The organism is Azospirillum doebereinerae, from assembly GCF_003989665.1.
GTDB classification, from domain to species: Bacteria; Pseudomonadota; Alphaproteobacteria; order Azospirillales; family Azospirillaceae; genus Azospirillum; species Azospirillum doebereinerae.
The window spans coordinates 70,203-86,250 of the sequence record NZ_RZIJ01000027.1 but is presented as its reverse complement, the minus strand read 5'-3'; the positions used below and the strand labels follow the sequence as shown (position 1 = coordinate 86,250).

The 16,048-nt window shown below is 64.4% G+C and carries 28 protein-coding genes; 16 read left to right on the top strand and 12 right to left on the bottom strand.

The features are described 5' to 3' along the window. Positions 1-80 precede the first annotated feature (80 nt). On the bottom strand, positions 81-356 hold the full coding sequence (locus EJ913_RS25890) for a hypothetical protein (RefSeq protein ID WP_127003385.1): 276 nt from the start codon (positions 354-356) through the stop codon (positions 81-83). Next, positions 356-652, bottom strand: coding sequence for a hypothetical protein (locus EJ913_RS25885; RefSeq protein WP_127003383.1), 297 nt, complete (start codon positions 650-652; stop codon positions 356-358). Before EJ913_RS25885 ends, EJ913_RS25890 begins: the two co-directional genes overlap by 1 nt. 388 nt (positions 653-1,040) lie before the next feature. On the opposite strand from EJ913_RS25885, the gene EJ913_RS25880 reads away from it, so the two are divergent. The 3 genes from EJ913_RS25880 (at position 1,041) to EJ913_RS25870 (ending at position 1,953) form a co-directional block, all read left to right on the top strand. After that, on the top strand, positions 1,041-1,265 hold the full coding sequence (locus EJ913_RS25880) for an AbrB/MazE/SpoVT family DNA-binding domain-containing protein (protein WP_127003381.1): 225 nt from the start codon (positions 1,041-1,043) through the stop codon (positions 1,263-1,265). A gap of 24 nt (positions 1,266-1,289) precedes the next feature. Beyond that, positions 1,290-1,466, top strand: a complete 177-nt coding sequence (locus EJ913_RS33290; RefSeq protein ID WP_127003379.1) for a hypothetical protein — start codon at positions 1,290-1,292, stop codon at positions 1,464-1,466. Positions 1,467-1,548: 82 nt separating this feature from the next. Next, positions 1,549-1,953, top strand: a complete 405-nt coding sequence (locus tag EJ913_RS25870; RefSeq protein ID WP_127003377.1) for a carboxymuconolactone decarboxylase family protein — start codon at positions 1,549-1,551, stop codon at positions 1,951-1,953. Positions 1,954-2,001: 48 nt separating this feature from the next. Here EJ913_RS25870 and EJ913_RS25865 read toward each other — a convergent pair whose 3' ends face one another. The 6 genes from EJ913_RS25865 to EJ913_RS25840 all read right to left on the bottom strand — a co-directional run bounded on the left by EJ913_RS25865 (position 2,002) and on the right by EJ913_RS25840 (position 6,236). Then, a complete protein-coding gene (locus EJ913_RS25865) occupies positions 2,002-2,817 on the bottom strand; it encodes a hypothetical protein (protein WP_127003375.1) in 816 nt (271 codons plus the stop codon). Beyond that, positions 2,814-3,155 carry a hypothetical protein gene (locus EJ913_RS25860; protein ID WP_127003373.1) on the bottom strand — a complete coding sequence of 114 codons (342 nt, stop codon included), beginning with the start codon at positions 3,153-3,155 and terminating at the stop codon, positions 2,814-2,816. The genes EJ913_RS25865 and EJ913_RS25860 overlap by 4 nt, the downstream gene beginning before the upstream one ends. Positions 3,156-3,479: 324 nt before the next feature. Next, positions 3,480-4,622, bottom strand: a complete 1,143-nt coding sequence (locus EJ913_RS25855) for an AAA family ATPase (RefSeq protein ID WP_127003371.1) — start codon at positions 4,620-4,622, stop codon at positions 3,480-3,482. Next, a complete protein-coding gene (locus EJ913_RS25850) occupies positions 4,619-5,602 on the bottom strand; it encodes a DUF7146 domain-containing protein (protein ID WP_127003369.1) in 984 nt (327 codons plus the stop codon). The genes EJ913_RS25855 and EJ913_RS25850 overlap by 4 nt, the downstream gene beginning before the upstream one ends. After that, a complete protein-coding gene (locus EJ913_RS25845) occupies positions 5,599-5,811 on the bottom strand; it encodes a hypothetical protein (protein ID WP_127003367.1) in 213 nt (70 codons plus the stop codon). Before EJ913_RS25845 ends, EJ913_RS25850 begins: the two co-directional genes overlap by 4 nt. Then, entirely contained in the window at positions 5,811-6,236 is a 426-nt protein-coding gene (locus EJ913_RS25840; RefSeq protein WP_127003365.1) for a hypothetical protein, read from the bottom strand. The genes EJ913_RS25845 and EJ913_RS25840 overlap by 1 nt, the downstream gene beginning before the upstream one ends. A 143-nt stretch (positions 6,237-6,379) precedes the next feature. Here EJ913_RS25840 and EJ913_RS31885 point away from each other — a divergent pair, with 143 nt between their 5' ends. Further along, a complete protein-coding gene (locus EJ913_RS31885) occupies positions 6,380-6,550 on the top strand; it encodes a hypothetical protein (RefSeq protein ID WP_185909935.1) in 171 nt (56 codons plus the stop codon). Between the two features lie 227 nt (positions 6,551-6,777). Here EJ913_RS31885 and EJ913_RS25835 read toward each other — a convergent pair whose 3' ends face one another. After that, entirely contained in the window at positions 6,778-7,104 is a 327-nt protein-coding gene (locus EJ913_RS25835; RefSeq protein ID WP_127003363.1) for a hypothetical protein, read from the bottom strand. 104 nt (positions 7,105-7,208) lie between these two features. Between EJ913_RS25835 and EJ913_RS25830 the strand changes: the two genes are divergently transcribed. Next, positions 7,209-7,952 carry an XRE family transcriptional regulator gene (locus EJ913_RS25830; RefSeq protein ID WP_127003361.1) on the top strand — a complete coding sequence of 248 codons (744 nt, stop codon included), beginning with the start codon at positions 7,209-7,211 and terminating at the stop codon, positions 7,950-7,952. 51 nt (positions 7,953-8,003) lie between these two features. Then, positions 8,004-8,186, top strand: coding sequence for a hypothetical protein (locus tag EJ913_RS25825; RefSeq protein ID WP_127003360.1), 183 nt, complete (start codon positions 8,004-8,006; stop codon positions 8,184-8,186). Positions 8,187-8,301: 115 nt separating this feature from the next. On the opposite strand, the gene EJ913_RS25820 is transcribed toward EJ913_RS25825, so the two are convergent. Beyond that, complete coding sequence (locus EJ913_RS25820) at positions 8,302-8,610, bottom strand: BrnA antitoxin family protein (protein WP_127003358.1); 309 nt, start codon at positions 8,608-8,610, stop codon at positions 8,302-8,304. Further along, positions 8,607-8,858 carry a BrnT family toxin gene (locus EJ913_RS25815; RefSeq protein WP_127003356.1) on the bottom strand — a complete coding sequence of 84 codons (252 nt, stop codon included), beginning with the start codon at positions 8,856-8,858 and terminating at the stop codon, positions 8,607-8,609. The genes EJ913_RS25820 and EJ913_RS25815 overlap by 4 nt, the downstream gene beginning before the upstream one ends. 332 nt (positions 8,859-9,190) lie before the next feature. Between EJ913_RS25815 and EJ913_RS25810 the strand changes: the two genes are divergently transcribed. The 3 genes from EJ913_RS25810 to EJ913_RS25800 all read left to right on the top strand — a co-directional run bounded on the left by EJ913_RS25810 (position 9,191) and on the right by EJ913_RS25800 (position 11,176). Continuing rightward, positions 9,191-9,964 (top strand): DUF433 domain-containing protein, encoded by a 774-nt coding sequence (locus EJ913_RS25810; RefSeq protein ID WP_185909934.1) that lies wholly within the window; start codon positions 9,191-9,193, stop codon positions 9,962-9,964. Beyond that, on the top strand, positions 9,961-10,617 hold the full coding sequence (locus tag EJ913_RS25805) for a PIN-like domain-containing protein (protein WP_127003352.1): 657 nt from the start codon (positions 9,961-9,963) through the stop codon (positions 10,615-10,617). The genes EJ913_RS25810 and EJ913_RS25805 overlap by 4 nt, the downstream gene beginning before the upstream one ends. Before the next feature lie 226 nt (positions 10,618-10,843). Continuing rightward, positions 10,844-11,176: a hypothetical protein gene (locus EJ913_RS25800; RefSeq protein WP_127003350.1), complete on the top strand. Its 333-nt coding sequence runs from the start codon at positions 10,844-10,846 to the stop codon at positions 11,174-11,176. 112 nt (positions 11,177-11,288) lie between these two features. Here the strand turns inward: EJ913_RS25800 and EJ913_RS25795 are convergent, their stop codons facing one another. Beyond that, complete coding sequence (locus EJ913_RS25795; RefSeq protein WP_127003348.1) at positions 11,289-11,705, bottom strand: hypothetical protein; 417 nt, start codon at positions 11,703-11,705, stop codon at positions 11,289-11,291. 133 nt (positions 11,706-11,838) lie between these two features. On the opposite strand from EJ913_RS25795, the gene EJ913_RS31880 reads away from it, so the two are divergent. From EJ913_RS31880 to EJ913_RS25765, 7 genes are all read left to right on the top strand, one after another. Next, entirely contained in the window at positions 11,839-12,003 is a 165-nt protein-coding gene (locus EJ913_RS31880) for a hypothetical protein (RefSeq protein WP_185909933.1), read from the top strand. Between the two features lie 84 nt (positions 12,004-12,087). Next, complete coding sequence (locus EJ913_RS25790) at positions 12,088-12,942, top strand: phage antirepressor KilAC domain-containing protein (RefSeq protein ID WP_211099042.1); 855 nt, start codon at positions 12,088-12,090, stop codon at positions 12,940-12,942. 6 nt (positions 12,943-12,948) lie between these two features. Further along, positions 12,949-13,368: a hypothetical protein gene (locus EJ913_RS25785; RefSeq protein ID WP_127003346.1), complete on the top strand. Its 420-nt coding sequence runs from the start codon at positions 12,949-12,951 to the stop codon at positions 13,366-13,368. Between the two features lie 224 nt (positions 13,369-13,592). Then, positions 13,593-14,210 (top strand): BRO-N domain-containing protein, encoded by a 618-nt coding sequence (locus EJ913_RS25780; protein WP_185909932.1) that lies wholly within the window; start codon positions 13,593-13,595, stop codon positions 14,208-14,210. A 3-nt stretch (positions 14,211-14,213) separates the two neighbouring features. Beyond that, on the top strand, positions 14,214-14,816 hold the full coding sequence (locus EJ913_RS25775) for a hypothetical protein (RefSeq protein WP_127003342.1): 603 nt from the start codon (positions 14,214-14,216) through the stop codon (positions 14,814-14,816). Between the two features lie 3 nt (positions 14,817-14,819). Next, positions 14,820-15,389, top strand: coding sequence for a hypothetical protein (locus EJ913_RS25770; RefSeq protein ID WP_127003340.1), 570 nt, complete (start codon positions 14,820-14,822; stop codon positions 15,387-15,389). A gap of 100 nt (positions 15,390-15,489) precedes the next feature. Further along, positions 15,490-16,020, top strand: a complete 531-nt coding sequence (locus EJ913_RS25765; protein WP_127003338.1) for a hypothetical protein — start codon at positions 15,490-15,492, stop codon at positions 16,018-16,020. The last annotated feature ends 28 nt before the right edge of the window (positions 16,021-16,048 follow it).

The window sequence follows — 16,048 nt, the reverse complement described above, 5'->3', positions numbered from 1 at the left end:
GACAGTGATCGCAACTTCGCCACCCGTATTCCCTCCCCGCCGGGAAGGACCCGCGACCCCACCCCCTCGGGCCGGGCTGCTCAGACCGCCCCTGGCTGCCCGCAGGCTGCCCCGTGGCGCGGGTCTGCCGCGTCGGTGACGATGGAGGCGCCGCGAAGCTCAAGCCCATCGGCGGGCGGGAAACCGGGCTTCGGGATGACCGCCACCCAACCGTCCATAGCCCCGACGGCGATGTGACCGTCCGGGATGCTGTCCATTAGGGGCCGGACAATCTCGGTGGCCTGGGCGTAGGCGGCGCCCACGGCGTCGATCTGCGCGGTGGCCAGGGCGATGCGGTCGGCGGGGGTGTCCAGCATCAAGCCGGCTCCATCGTCTTGACCGGCAGGCGGGCGATGAGCGCGGCGTTCTGCTCGACGATGCGCTCGACCTGCTCGGCCAAGGCGTTCGTGGCCTTCGACTGCTCGTTCAGCGAGTTGATCACGAGCTGGAAGGTTTCCATCCCCGGACCGGAGGGCGGGCGGCGGGTCCAGACCCAGGCCAGCCCGATGAGCCCGATCATGATGACGGCGGCGACCTGGGCGTTGGGCGACAGGCCGGCGAGGCGAACGATGGTGTCCCCGACATCGGGGATCGGCAGGTTGTCCATGGTCATCCTCAGTTCAGGCAAGACAAACCCGCTCATCGCCCGAGCTGGGAGGCCGGGCAATTCAGGGGGATGGTTGGGGATCGGGGTGTGGTCCCAGCCTATGCAAACTGAGGCGGGCGGGGAAGGAATATAATCACAAATTGGTAGCCCGTGCGGGACCGCCCAGACGACGAAACCCCGCAGCGGATTTCTCCGGCGGGGTTTGGTTCGGTCGCAGTTTAGGCGCGGCGCTCTGTCAAATATTGATCAGGCTTCGTTACTTTTTCGTTAACGCAAAAAGGTCTTCCATCTCATGAGGCTTGGCCTTGCTAACCCTTAAGTGCTGAGGTTGACAGGATGTTCACGAGGCCCACTAGTTCTAACAGATATAAGAACGCTGGAATGGTGAAGCGTCATGCTCGCGCTCAAGGTCACGACCATCGGGAACTCCGTTGGCGTCGTGCTGCCGAAGGAAATGACCGCCAAGCTGAAGGTCAAAGAGGGTGACACCCTGTACCTGACCGAGACCCCTGACGGGTACAGGCTCACGCCCTACGACCCGGAGTTCGAGCGGCAGATGCAACTCGCCGAGGAACTGAGACGCGAGCGCCGGAACGTGCTGCACGAACTGGCGAAATGACATCCTGGCGGCTATCACCCATTTGTGGACGGCAACCAGCGAATAACCTTTGTCATCGCCCTGCTGTTCTTGCTGGACAACGGGTACAGGCTGACGGCTTCCGATTCCGACACTTATCAGGCCATGATGGGTGTCGCCGACGGTACCACTTCCGAGGAGGAGTTCGCGGCTTGGATCAGAACGAACATCCAGCCGGCATGAGCACTTCGGTCTCGGTCTTGGCATTGTCGAGAAGAATTGCACCCCTTGTTCAACACCAGGGCCTTAGGAGGGCTTATCCACCATGTCCACCGTGAAACTCTGGACCGACGCGGACGTCGAGCAGAACCCTCGCGTCAAAGCCGTCTTCGATGACATCCGGACGACCCGGAAAAGCGACTTCGTCAACAACATGTGGCGGGCGTTGGCGAACCAGCCGGACCTCCTTGAGGCCACCTGGAACCGCCTGAAGCAGGTGATGGTGGCACCCTCGGCGCTCGATCCGCTGACCAAGGAGCTGATCTACCTCGCCGTCTCGACGGTCAACTCCTGCTCCTACTGCCTTCATTCGCACACGGCCGCCGCGCGGGCCAAGGGGATGACCGACGAGCAGCATCAGGATTTCCTGTCCGTCCTCACCATGGCGATGCAGACCAACGCGTTGGCGACGGCCATGCAGGTGCCGGTCGATCCCGAATTCCAGGCTTGAGCGGACAAGGGAGGCTTGCCGGCCTCCCTTCTCCAGAAGCAGACCGATTTACCGCCACGGCTCGGCCGGCGCGTCGAAGCCGATGCAGCGATGGTCCCGCAGCACCACCCGCCGCAGCGCCCTCTCCAGCGCCAGCATGCCGGCGTGCCACGCGGCGTACAGCGCGTTCGTGTTCACGATCCAGGCGTCCGATGGGGATGGCTCCACTGGGCACCAGCGCACCGCCACCTGCCTCCGGCCGTCGTCGAGCGTCCGGTAGCTGAACCCGTCCTCGGCCGCCGGGAAACGATGCCGGCCGTAGGGGTCGAGGATCCGGTGCCCACGGGCGTGCAGGTCGCGCAGCAGCTCCGACCGGAGCGGCTGCGTCTCCCATTCCGCGACGATCATGTGCCGGACCGCACCGCGCTGGGTCTCCGGCACCGGCACCGGGACCAGCGTCTGGACACCGCTGGACCAGTCCGGCCGGTCCCCAAGCTGGGCGTACTCGAAGACCAGCCCGCGCTGACGCCAGTCCGGGATGGCGCGGATCGCGTCGACGACGGCCTCGGCGTCCGGGTGGACACGGGGCTGCACCCCCCGCATGGGGCCGCCGCCATCGACCCGGCAGCCACCGGTCTCCCGTCGGCGCATCAGCTCGGCAACACCGTCGCGGCTGCTGCCTCGCGGCTCCCAATCGGGCCGGTCGAGCGCCGCCTCCATCTCGAACAGCGCGCCGCCGGTGCGGTCGGCCTTCTGGTCGCGGATCGCCCAGACCGCCAGATCCTCCACGTCCATCGGCCGGCGCGCGTCAACCACGCCACCGTCGGCGGAGGCATCGTTGGCAAGCCGCAGCACCGGGACGGACGCGGCGGTTGCCTTGGTCATGCGGCCCACCTTCCGACCCCGTGCCACGCGTGGTCCACCGCCGTCGAGGCGTGCGGCCCGGCCGTCCGGTGGAGTTCGTCCCAGATGTCCACCATCGCCCCGGTGCCACCGAGCGCGTCGATCCGCTCGCCGAGGACGCGGATCTCCGCCCGAAGGCCAGCCTCGGTGGGATCGTCGCTGGTCATGCCCGGCCAGGACCGCGCTTCCAGACGCGCCCGGTTGGCCAGCAAGGCGCGGGCTTTGGCCTCCAAGGCTTCCCGCAGCCGGAACAGTTCGACCACGCCGTCGGCGTAATGGCCGGCCGACGCCAGCATGGAACGCTCAGGGGAGTTCGTCACGGCAATCGGTCCTCTCGTCGGTTGGTTCGGGCAGGGCGCGCCGATAGCGCCCTACGCCCGTATATCTCCCGCAGGGAGATAGGGGGTGCGAACAGGGGGGTGCGAACCCCTGTGAAGGGGGTACGAAGGGGGGTGCGAACCCCCTGCGAACCCCCCGTGCGAAGGGGGTGCGAAGGGGGTGAACAAGCAGCACTCCTGACCTATTTTCGGCACGAAGAGCACACGCCCGGACGGCCAAGGACACGTCGCGGTCGGCATGTGCGCGGTGAAACCCGGCAGCGGGAATCATGGAAGATCGGTCGGTCCTGCCGGAAGCGGGGATGCTCATCCGGTTTCCCCCGCTTGTTCCCCCGGATACTTGGTATCCAGGGTACGAAGGAAGGCGAAGCAGCGGGAGGGAGGGCCCATCTCCACCACGACGATCTTCCCTGCGTCGATGAGGCGAGTCTGCGCGTCGGCGATGAACTGCCATGTCAGATCCTTGCAGGATGGCAGGCGGCGCGCGAGGGTCGCGAAACTGTTGCGGCTGTTCGGGTCCATGGCGACCCGGTTGCCTTGCTTGACGAGGTAGCGCAGGGCGTCAACCAGCCGGTTGTCGGCGTCGATCCGGTCGATCAGGCTGCGCGCCGGCTGCGGGTGGTCCATCGGCGTGAACACGCCCTCCACCCAGCGCAGCTTCGCGCCGACCCCGGCCTTGCCGTAGTTCGACTTCATCGTCTTGAGCACGCGGTCGTCCGCCTGCTCCTCATCCTCCTCGTCCCAGCCCTTGGGGCGCTTCAGGTACATGTGGCAGCGCACGGTTGCCTTCCAAGCGGTCGAGCCCGACGAGCCGGTGCCGCTCTGCATGCCCTGGGTGCTGGGGTGCGAGGTGAGGATGACGGTGCCGTTGATCTCCATGGCGATGCGGGCCAGCGCGTTGACGAAGGTCGTCACCTGACCCCGGTTGATCTCGACGCCGTTGAACACCTGCGCCGCCGTATCGATGACGACGATCTGCGCCCCCTGGTCCAGCACATGGGTGCGGAGCTGGTCGTACAGCGGCGTGGTCTCGCCCTGGTCGGTGCGCCGGTTGAAAGTCATCAGCGCGTTGTCCTTGCCGACCCGCGAGGTGATCGCCATCCGCAGTTCCAGGTCGCCGGCATCGGCCCCCAGATGGCGGTTGATGTCCTCCTGGCGGCGCTGCAACTCGTCCATCGGGTCTTCGCAGAACATGCCGTAGGTCTTGCAGGGATCGACCCCCATCCCCAGCCAGTCCCGGCCCAGCGCCGCGCAGGTCAGCAACTGCTGCATCAGCAGCGACTTGCCCAACCCGCTGTCGCCGGAGAACAGGCACACCGTCCCGCGCAGCATGGCGCCGTCGACCACCCAGTCGCGCGGCGGCGCCTTCTTCCCCGCCCATTGCGACGGGTAGAAGACCTCGAACGGCTCGATGCGCGACCGCTTCGGCAGGGGCGTGACGTTGTTCATGCCGCCACCGCCATGCGCGCCATCACCACGTCGTTCCAGTCGCCCTCCGGCGGCGCCTCGATGTCCACCAGCAGCCCGCGCCCGGCGAAGTGATCGGCGGCGCGCCGGGCGGCGGCCAGCCCGGTCTCGCCCGCGTCGGCGAACAGCACGACGTGCTCCACCCCCTCGGGCAGCACAACGCTGTGCATCCGCCCGGCGCCGTTGGCCGACCAGACCGGCAGGCTGTAGATCTGGCGCGCCGACAGCGCCGTCTCGATCCCCTCGGCCAGCCCCAGCACCCGGCCCGGCCGCGCCAGACGCACCGCGCCGTCGCGCATCGGCCCCTTGCCCTTCTTGCGCGGCGCCACGTCCAGCTTCCCGCGCCCGTCCGGCGTCAGGTAGACGCGCTGCACCGCCGTGATGGTGCCGACGGAGTCCTGCAACGCGGCGACCAGCGCCGGAAACTCGCGCCGCGCGCCGCTGTGCCACATCGCCGGGGCGAAGCGCAGGGTCGGCGGCAGCGGCAGCCGGACGCCGCGCCAGCGCAGATAGGCCTCGCCCGCCGTGCCGCCGACCGGGCGGGCGTTGAACCAGATCGAGCGGGCGTGCTCCATGCGGGCGCGCTCCTCCTCGTCCGGTTCCCACCCCCGGCCCTCGGAGGCCGTGTATTCCTGCGACGCCTCCACCAGCCGCCGCTCGAAGTCGAGCGCGCCGTTGCGCCGGAGCGCCGGGCGCTCGCCCGCCAGCGTCTCGACGGCGGTGGCGAAGTCCAGCCCGTCCAGGCGGCGCAGCAGGTCGATCACGTCGCCGAAGGCGCCGCAACCGAAGCATTTGAAGATGCCCTTGCGGTCGTTGAGGAAGAAGCTCGGCGAGCTGTCCTCGTGGAAGGGGCAGCACGCCTTGAACTCGCGCCCGGCCTTGGTCAGCCGCAGGCGTTTCGCCGCCACCTGGGACAGCGGGACCGAGCGCGCGCGGTCGAGGACGGCGGTGTCGCGCATCATGCCTCCGCCAGCCCGAGCCGGGCGAACAGCGCCGTCGTCTCGTCCATCGACAGGATCCCGTCCTCGTACAGCGCGCAGACGAGCAACTTCCGCTGCTCCGGCGTGTCGGCGCGGCAGGCGTCGGTGATGACGCGCAGGCGCGCCTCATCCAGCGCCGGAGTGGCGGGCGCGGACTCGACGGACAGATCGGTGGGCGGGAGGAGGTGCATCAGCGGAGCACCCCCCGCCCGGTCAGCGCCGCTCCTGCTCCTTGCGCAGGCGCCGCCGCAGCCGGTTCAGCCTCCACCGCACCCAGGCTCGGTACAGCCGCAGCATCCAGGCGGGCGGTGATGGCGGCATCCAGGGTCTCCAGTCGGGCAATTTCGGCTTTCAGCCGGGCGATCCTCCGGGCCTTGCCGGCTTCGGCGCGGGCCTTCATCGATAGGTACTCGACAGCCCACAGCCTCTCAACCCGGCCGTAGTAGATGGCCCAGGCGCGGTTGAAGCTGATCCCCAGCTCCTTGGCCGCGCAGGCCAGCGACGCCTTGGTGGTCGGCGCGCCGTCCCCGGCGTCGCGCAGCCACCCCCGCGCCTCGTCGATGAGTGCCTGATCCGTCACAGACATTGGCGGATTGACCTCACGGTTGTGATGCATCCGACACGACTCCCCATGCCATGGTTTGCGGACGGGGAGGCGGACGCCTCGTCGTTGGAAATGGAGACCTCGCCCGTCTTCGGACGGGCGCCTTTTTCGAAGCCACCAGCCGCACCGGCCCAACCGGGATGGAGCCCCCCACGATGACCGACAGCCTGGGCACCGAGTTCACCCGGCACACCGAGGAAGTCCTGGCCAGCATGACGCTGATGGCCGAGCTGCTGCCGGCCGGCGAGCGCCGCGACCTGCTGGCGCTGAAGGGGCGCGTGAAGGTGCTGGCGGAGCGGGCGACCCGCAAGCCGGCCCCTCATTGACCACGCCCGTGCAAGAGGCTGTCTCAATGCCGGAAAATCCGGCAATGAGCCTTTCGCCCTCATCGACCGAGCCCGCGCAAGGGGATGCGCCGTTTGCCCCGGCGACACCACCATCGCGCGCGTTGCCCCGGAACCGGCCAAGCGGCAAATCTGGTCTGGGAAGGCACTCACCCGATCCTCCTTCCTCATGTGCCGGGACGGTTCGCACCCGCCGCCGGCACGGCTGATCAATCTGCGGCGCCTTGGGCTTCTGCCTCCCGAGGCGCCGCAGCGGTCTTGGCCCGGCGGCTGGCCCCCGTCCTCTTGCGGTAGGGCCGCCGAGGCCGCTTGATCCGCTGGGCGCCCCTCGGCCGGGCCGCCGCCGCCCACGCCAGAACCTCCAGCGTCACCGGCAGGCGTCGTTGCGCCGCCCCCCGCACCACCTCCAGCCAGCGGTTGGCCGGGATGCTGTTCCTGTGCCGCCAGACGATGACGAGCGAGGGCTTGACCCCGGCGTCCTCGGCGAGGGCTGCGTCGTTCGGCCATTGGGCAATGATGTCGATGAAGGTCTCCATGCATTCAAAAATCGCCCGGCGCAATTCATTTGTCAAGAGTGTGCAATGCGTAATGTAATTTATCGCTGCTTGCGTAAGCGTCGCTTACCCCTACGCTCCCCCTCATGAAGCGCGACATTGCACAACGTCTGCGCCTTGCGCGCACGGCGGCCGGCTATCGGACCGCCAAGGAGTTCGCCTCCAGCCACGGCGTGCCCCAGCCGACCTACGCCCTGCACGAGAGCGGCGAGCGCGGGCTGCGGCCCGACGTGGCCGAGCGCTACGCCACCCTCCTGGGCGTGTCCCCCGCCTGGTTGCTGACCGGGGAAGGCCAAGGGCCGCTCGGCACCGTGACGCGCCCGGAGCCGGTCTCCCCGGCCGACGCCCAAGGCACGACCGCGCCGGACGACGAGACCGACGGCGTCATCCCGGAGATCGACGTGCGCGCCGGCCTGGGCGCCGGTGGCGAAGCCCTGCTCGATGACCAGCCCGACGGCGACGGCGGTTCCAGCGAGTCCGACCGGATCACCGGCCTGTGGGAGCTGCCGCCGGACTACCTGCGGCAGGAGTTGCGCATCGCGAAGGGCGCGGCCCGGATCGTCGCGGTGCAGGGCGACAGCATGGAGCCGACCCTGCTCACCGGCGACCGGGTGATGATCCACCTCCCGGACCGCTTCCCGTCACCGCCCGGCGTCTTCGCCCTGTGGGACGGCTTCGGCGTGGTGGTGAAGCGGCTGGAGTTCGTCCCCAACAGCGATCCGCCGAGGATCACCATCTCCTCCGATAACCCCCGCCACGGCCGCTACGAGCGCACCGCCGGGGAGGTCAACATCATTGGCCGCGTCGTCTGGTTTGCGAGAAGGATGTAGAAGGCGTTGTGTTGGCGCTGAAAGACGCCAGCCTAGCCCTGCGGAGGCAGCATGGAAAAGAACCCGAAGAACTATGGCTTGAAGAGGTCGGGCATGCTCTTGAGTATCTCACAGAAGCAGAAGGCAGCTATCTATGCCGAGCCGCGACCCTTGACCGAATCCGAAATCAAATGGCTAAAGCGGCAGCGCGGCACGGTGGTGGCGGCTCACCGGAAGCGGCATGAGGCGGCATAGGGACTTCCTCTTTTCTTCTGAAGCCCAAGCATCAAGGCCGTCTCCTACCGGGCGGCCTTTTTCATGAGCGGGTGCGCCGTGTTCGCGCAAGGCCGGGAACGGATCGCCTCGGGCGTCAGAGCCCCGCGGCTTTCCGGAGGGCGTCGTTGATCCGGGACTGCCAGCCCGGCCCCTCGGCCTTGAAGCGCCCAATCACCTCGGCGTCCAGCCGCAAGGTGACCTGTTGCTTCGGGTTTTCGGCCGGCGGGCGCCCTCGGCCCCGCTTTATGCTCTCGGCGAATTGCGGGAACACCTCGGCGAAGGGCTTGGCCTTCTTGATGTCGTCCTCGGTCCATTCCGGGTTGTCCGAAACGGCATCCCAGTCCTCCCTCGTGTAGCCGTGCCCCGGCTCGAAATCGTCCAGTGGCTTCCGTTCCTCGGTCATCGCAGGAGGCTCCTTTCCTTCGTGCTGGCTGGCCGCATGCTGATGATGGAGATCCCCTCGGTGCCCAGCAGCGCGAACACGACGGAGATGGTCCCATCGGCAAGCCGGCCGATTGCCATGAAGCGCCCGTCCTTGGCAGGGCGGACCAAGGCGGTTTCGAAGAACACTCCGTCCTCCAGGTCGGCAAAGTCCAACCCGTGCTTATCCAGGTTGGCCGCGCGCTTGGGAGGGTCGTAAACGATCTTCATGGGAATTAGCGTAACGCCAAAAAATAGCGCGGTCAATATTCGTAGTTACAAAAATAGAGGAATGTCTTGGTCGCTTCTGAAGGCCCTCGACGGAGCGGGCGGTGTCGTCCGGGCCTACACCGTCACCAAGTTTCCGCATACCGACCGCCGATGACCACAGGGCCGTTCCTCACCGGGCGGCCCTTGCTCGTTCCGCTGGGTTGTCGGATCGAGATATTGAAGCTGGGTATCGACTTAGGAGTTACACTCTGGCATGGTTAGGGTTACGGATTGCAGCCTGCATTCACGCAAGAATAGGTCCTCAATGCTCTCTCTTGTCAGATATAATGGACTTGCCGCCAATCCTTCTGGAAATAATATTCGCGCCTGAGTATGTTAGTAATGTATTGAAATCCTCTGAATACCTCTGCGTTTGGGTTGTAATGGAAGCACCGAATCTCCTTGAGACAGGCATCTTCACCGTTGCTGAGGCTGCGGAGTTGGTTGGCGTCTCCGAACGGAAGATTCGGGGCTGGATTGCTGGCTATCCTAATGGGGCAGCACCGATCCTAAAAAACGATCTGGGATGGCTTGATGGACATTTAGCCTTCAGTTTTTCTAATCTTATGGAGCTTCGGTTCATAGCATTCTTTAATGATGCGGGCGTAAAGGTTCGTGAGATTAGAAATATTATGAATGAAGCGAGAAATACTATTGCACATCCGCACCCATTCGCGACCGACATCGTATTTAAAACTGACGGAAAGAAGATAGTTGCAGAGATTGCAAAAAATAATGGAATCCAAGATATTTATGATCTAAAGACAAAAAACTATGAAATGCAGATGATTGTTTTGGCATCACTTAAAGACGAAGTGATATTCGATCCTAACGGGGATGCTATGGCTTGGTACCCTCGGCCAAAAATTGCCCCGAATGTTATAGTGCATCCACGCTTCTCTTTTGGAAAACCCATCCTTAAGGATAGCCGTATTCCTACGAGAACAATTGCGGAAGCGGTTAAAGTTGAAGGAAGCCAAAAATCTGTAGCTGAGATTTATGAAATTAGTGAGCGGCGAGTTAGTGAAGCCGTTCGATTTGAAACCAAGGTTCGCGAGGCAGCTTGAAGATCGCATTCGACGAGAATGTGCCGGCGCCAATGGTTAGGGTGTTCTCCGCCTTAGCCAGCGAAAAGGGATTCCAACGGAAAGTTGGCGCCTTTGAGATTGTTAGCGCCAAAGATTATGCGCCAAATACAAACGACCTTGATTATCTAAGAAAAAATGATGTTCCTTGGCTTCAGAGATTTTCTGCTGATGGAGGAAAAGCGGTAATAACTGGAGACGTGGAAATGCGGTACGTCCCGCATGAGAGATTAGCGTTACAGCAATTGGGTTTTGTTGTTGTATTTTTTGAAAGAAACTGGGGTCAGTGGAATTTTTTCTCGAAGTCTGCTTTATTGCTTAAATGGTGGCCAAAGGTTGCGGTCAAGCTACAGAAATCAGAGCCCGGTACCATGTGGTGCATTCCTAATGATTGGCGAGACTCAGAAGACGTGGACTTGCGCAATGTAACGCCAAAGCAAGAGACAATATCCATTGTCGCTCCGAGCGTGCTCAATAAGGGAAGAAGGCATGGAAAAGCGGATGGGGAAAGCGGAAATATTGTATCTACGATAGAGGAAAGCAATTCTTCTAAAACAAAAACACGGAGGAATGGCAGAAATTCAGACGAAAGGCAACAGGAATTGACGTTAATAAGCAAGAAAGAACACGATTAAGCATTGTGTGAATTTTATTAACATCTGCCATAGTAATTGATTTTTAAATATAGAATAATTCGAGATATTTTTAACTAATAACTGCTGTTTCATGAATGATCGCCCACTAATCCCCTATGGCCTCGGCCCCCGCTGCGCGGCATTCCTGCGGACACGGTATCCGGAGGGCGAGGTCATCAAGGGGGCAATGCGGGATCTTCGGTGCGGGCGGTCGCGGGCGAAGGAGTTGCTGGCCGGACAGGCGCCAACCTCCTCTCAGCTTGAAGAGATGGTTGGCCTCTGGGGTGACGATCTTCTCCGAGCCGTGTTCGTGGAGGCCTGGGAACGGCAAGACAAGCGAATCGAGCTGGTGCAGCAGCGTGAGGAGGAGATGAGGCGCCGGGCAGAAGCTGCTGAAGCGCTGATCGAAGCCTACAAGCAGGGAATGAGATTCCGTATCCCGAAGCCAGAATATGCCCAGGCATTGGAGCAGTTAACCGACGAACTAACCCTCGATCAGCCACTTACCAGTTGGGCACGCTTCCGCATCTGGCTGCGTGGACTCCTTGTATCTGCATAGACCTGTCCTGGATGACCACCGTGTTGAAGGCCGCTTTTCCCGGCCACCGGAACGCTTCAGCTCACGCTGGATTGGCGGCATGATCTGGGTGTGCGGGCCGCCTCAGGCGGCCCTACTCGGTAGGGGGATTGGGATACTTGGCTCCAGTGCTGGCGCCTGAAATTTGCTCACCTTGCTTAGCGGCCTCGGCCTTCCGAAGGGCTTTGCGGTACTCATCATAAAAGCCAGCATCCGCAAAATCATTGACAGTTTTAGCTAGGGCTTTCACAAAATCAAGCATTAATTCACCAGTTTGTTTCTTGATTTCGTCTGGAACATCGGCAGAGGAAATTATTGCACCAAAGAGAGCCACCTCTTTGTTTGCCAGTTTTGCGTGATCTTCAAATCTTAGCCCATATTCTATTAGAACGCGCATAGCTTCTGCTTCTGTTTTTGCACGGCTTTCAAAGCGGTAGTTCTCAACCTTTTCCCAAAGGTCTTTGGGTAGGGTGAAGATCTTCCTGACTGTAGTTTCGGGATTGTGAGCCATATGGAAACTCCGCCGGTCAGGTGGCTAAAGAGGTTGAGGTGATAGCACTTTCCCACTTGCGCGCAAGAGGATACGGGGGATATGGTGATATCACCACAGTCACTCAGGAGGGAGCGTGCCGAGACCGAAGACGATGAGCGCAAGGAAGATCATCTGCTTCCCGCAGGGCATCATCGACGCTGTGAAGAAGTACCGGTTTGACAGCAAGATTGAGACGGAGTCCGAAGCCTATCGGACGCTGGTCAAGGCCGGGCTGGAGGCCGAAGCGGCAAAGGGCAATGCCCATGTGGGCGCCTGAAACGAAAAAAGCCGATCTCGGTGCCGCCCTAGGAAAGCACACCGAAACCGGCCTCTACACTCGAACCCATAGGAAGGACGAGCAATGAGTAACAATATGGGCCATGGCGGCAGCGATGGCAACGACCTGATCCCGATGGGAACCAGCGACATGGGCGGGCAGCCGGTACGCACAGTGAACCTGCGTGACCTGCACACCTTCCTGGAGGTGAAGTCCAACTTCCGAGATTGGGTCAAGAACCGGATCCAGGACTTCGGATTTTTGGAAAATCAGGATTTCGTGACCGCGATAGAAATTTATCGGGGTGGGGAGCGCCGGGACTATCACGGCACCCTCGACATGGCGAAGGAACTCGCCATGGTGGAGCGGAACGAGAAGGGCAAACAGGCCCGGCTCTACTTCATCGAATGCGAGCGCCGCGCGAAGGAAGGGCCGGCGCTCCCCGACCTGTCCGACCCTCTGGTCCTGCAACACCTGCTGGCCGACCACCTGTCCAAGCGGATCGAGGCGGAGCGCCGGGCCGTGACGGCGGAGAAGGTGGCCGAGGCGGCGACCGAGACCGTCGCGGCGTTCGACCGGATCGCCAACGCCGACGGCTCGATGTGCATCACCGACGCGGCGAAGGCGTTGCAGGTCCGGCCCTCGGACCTGTTCAAGTTCCTGCGTCAGAACGCCTGGATCTACAGCCGTCCCGGCAAGGCGGGCGACATCGCCCACCAGGACAAGATCAAGATCGGCTACCTGGAGCACAAGGTGACGACCGTCTCCCGGTCGGACGGATCGGAGAAGACGGTCGAACAGGTCCGCGTCACCCCGAAGGGCCTCGCCAAGCTGGCGAAGCTGCTGGGCGGTTCCGGCGGCGCGCCGGCCACCCTGCCTCTTCTCCGCCCCAACGGCCTGGGCGGCTCCTCCGTCCACCACGCTCCCGCGACGGAGTAACCGCCCATGCATCCTGACTTATCGACCCGCCGGGGCATCCTGGCGGGAACGGTGGCGGCTTGCCTGATGCCGGCGGCCCTCCTTCCGCACCCCCTCGTGATCGACCCTCCCCAGCCCGACGCCGAGCTTCTGGCGCTGGGGAACGAGATGGACGAGTTGGTCGCCGCTCTCTACAGCGCGGACACCGACGAGGCCCGCGACGCCCTGTCCGCCCGCTACGCGGCGGTGCAGGACCGCGTCGCGGTTCTGGTTCCCCACACGCCCGCCGGCCTCGCCGTGCGGCTCCGGCTGGCCTGGGACTTCTACGTCGAGCAGGACGAGACGGAACACCGCCACGGGCCGCAGCCCTACAGCGACGACCGCACCCGCCTGCTGTGGGCGCTGATCCGCGATGCCGAGCGGCTGGCGATCCCGCCCGCCGCCTGATTCATGCCGGGTGGGCGGCTCGGCTGCCCACCCCGTTCCCGCCCTGTCCCGTTCCGCCCGAGTCGGGCGCGCCGGACACGCCCTCGGCAGGAACGCAATTTATCGCTTCGCAACGCGATTTGCGTATTGACGCTTTAAATCGCTTATCGCAATATAACGCCACCCTCCACATGGAGGCGGGTCCGATCCTTCCCCGCCTCCCCCGAACCGGGAGCATGGGACGCATGGCTTCGTTCCTCGCGCACATCTTCGACAACGAGCGCTTCGTGCGCAGTCTCCTGGCTGCCAACGGGGAGCCGTGGTTCGTGGCGGCGGACTCCTGCCGCTGCCTCGACCTGAAGGACAACAAGGGCTCCTTCGGCCACCATCTGGACAAGCTGGACGAGGACGAGAAGCGCCTCGTGCCGCGCTCGGTCCTCGACGGCTCCACCCCCTTCCCGGACATGGGGGTACCCCCCGGTCAGGCCACGGGGTCGGAACTCTGGATGGTCAGCGAGTCCGGCCTCTACACCCTGATCCTGCGGTCCGACAAGGCGACGGCCAAACCCTTCCGCCGCTGGGTGACGCACAACGTCCTGCCCTCGCTGCGCAAGACCGGCGGCTTCACGCAGACCGAGGGGGCGGACCTCCGCACTCTCAAGGCCCGCACGGCGGCGGCCAACGCGATCAAGGGCCTGATGGGCGAACTCCGCCGGACGTTGGGATCGCGGGAGGCGGCGAAGGCCGCGCCGGGGCTCATGGCCTCCATCGGCGTGTCCATCGACAGCCGCAACGCCGACTGCCTGCGCCAGGGCGAACTCGACCTTCCGGCGGCTGCCGGCAACACCGAACAGAGGGCTTGAACGATGACTACGATCCAGAGCGGTTCCGACGACAGCAACGTCACCTTGTTGAACTTCACCGACGAATCCGCGACCGACGACGAGATCGTCGCCATCGACGGCGAAGCCCGCATCCGGGACCTCACCCTCGGGCGCGATCTGGAGTTCGACCGGCCGCGCGACATCCGCAAGCTGATCGAGCGCCACATCGAACCGCTCCGGCAGTTCGGGACGTGCGCCACGGTGGCGCGGGTGGTGCGCGGGAACGCCGTCACCGAGTATCTGCTGAACCGCAACCAAGCCATCTTCATCGCGGCGAAGTCCGAGACGCCCAAGGCCACCGAACTGGTGATCGGCGTCATCAAGAAGCTGGACGCCTACGAGAAGGGGTTGATCGCCCCGGCGGCTCCCGCCAAGGGCCTGACCCTCGCCGAACGCCGGGTGCAGGTGCATGAGTTGAACGCCGCCACGAAGGCGCTCGACCGGGTCGGCAAGGTCGGCGGCTCCCGCGCGATGCTGGTGAACATCCAGGAGGTCTACGGCAAGGTCGGCCTGCGCATCGACCTCTCCACCGCCCAGGTCCAGCACGAGATGAGCTTGGCCGGCACCGCCGAACGGAGTGCCTGAACGATGGCAACCACCGGGACCGTCACCCTTTCGCCGGAACTCCGCCTGTTCGCCCAGATGCTGGGCGCCAAGCTCGACCGGCTCGTCCCCGGAAGCTGGGTGTCGGAGGAATACACGGACATCGCCGAACTGCGCCTGTCGCAGACGCTGGGCAAGCCCCTCAAGGATCCCGAGTTCATCCGCATCTGGAGCGCCGTGTTCGACGAGGCGTGCACCCACATGCAGGACGACGACCCTGCCGACCCGTTGCCCAACGACACGGTTCCCACGGAAGCGGAAATGGCCGGCCTTCCGTTCCGGCAATGGCATGTCAGCGTCAACGACCTGCACGGCCGGGCCATTCCCGGCGTTCTGGTGAACGCCCGCACGATGGGCGAGGCATACCGGCTGGCCCAGGCGATGAACATCCCCGGCGCCATTGGCTACGGCTTCACCCCGGCCGAGAACATTCCGCGCTGCATCGTCCGCGACCTCCGGAAGACGTGGGACGACAAGGTGGTGCGGGAGATCGCCGCCAAGCTGGGCGTGGACTGCGACAGTCCGCCCACGCCGGACGGCAGCAAGACGCACTGACCGCCCGTCCGGCGCTCCACCGCTTTCCGTGACGACCGCCACCGCTCCGCCGCGCCCCATTTCGCGGTGACGCCCTCCCCTTGCCTGAAAGGACCCGACCATGATCGCCGGCACCCCGTCCTCCAGCCCACCGCCGGGCGGCATCCCGCCCCGGCCCGTCACGATCCACTTGGGCGACCGCTGCTCCGTCGCCTTCGAGGGCTACGGGACCGCCGAGATCTCCGGCCCGCGCCGTGGCGAACTCGCCGGCATGGTGTCGGCCCTGCCGATGGTGTTGAAGGCGCTGGTGTCGGTCGCGGCCGCGTTGCGGAGCGGGACGGCGTTGGACCTGTTCGAGTTGGAGACCGCCCTGGCCGAAGCCGGGATCGCGCCCGGCCCTTTCCCCCGTGAGGGCGACCGGGCGACGCTCCCGGAGCCCGCGCCGGCACCGAACCGGCTGGCCGACCTGCTGGCGGCGGTCGCCGTCGAGTTCAGCACCCTGCTTCAGGACCGGGCGAACTTCCGCGCCCCGCGCGCCCTGAAGGACGCCCTGCTGGTGACGGTGGACACCATCCGCAAGACCCTGATGGAGACCGGCCACGGCGATCCGCTGGCCCGCCCCATCGCCGACGAAGAACCGGCCGCCGCATAGCGCCGGCTCCCGCCTTCCTCATTTCCGG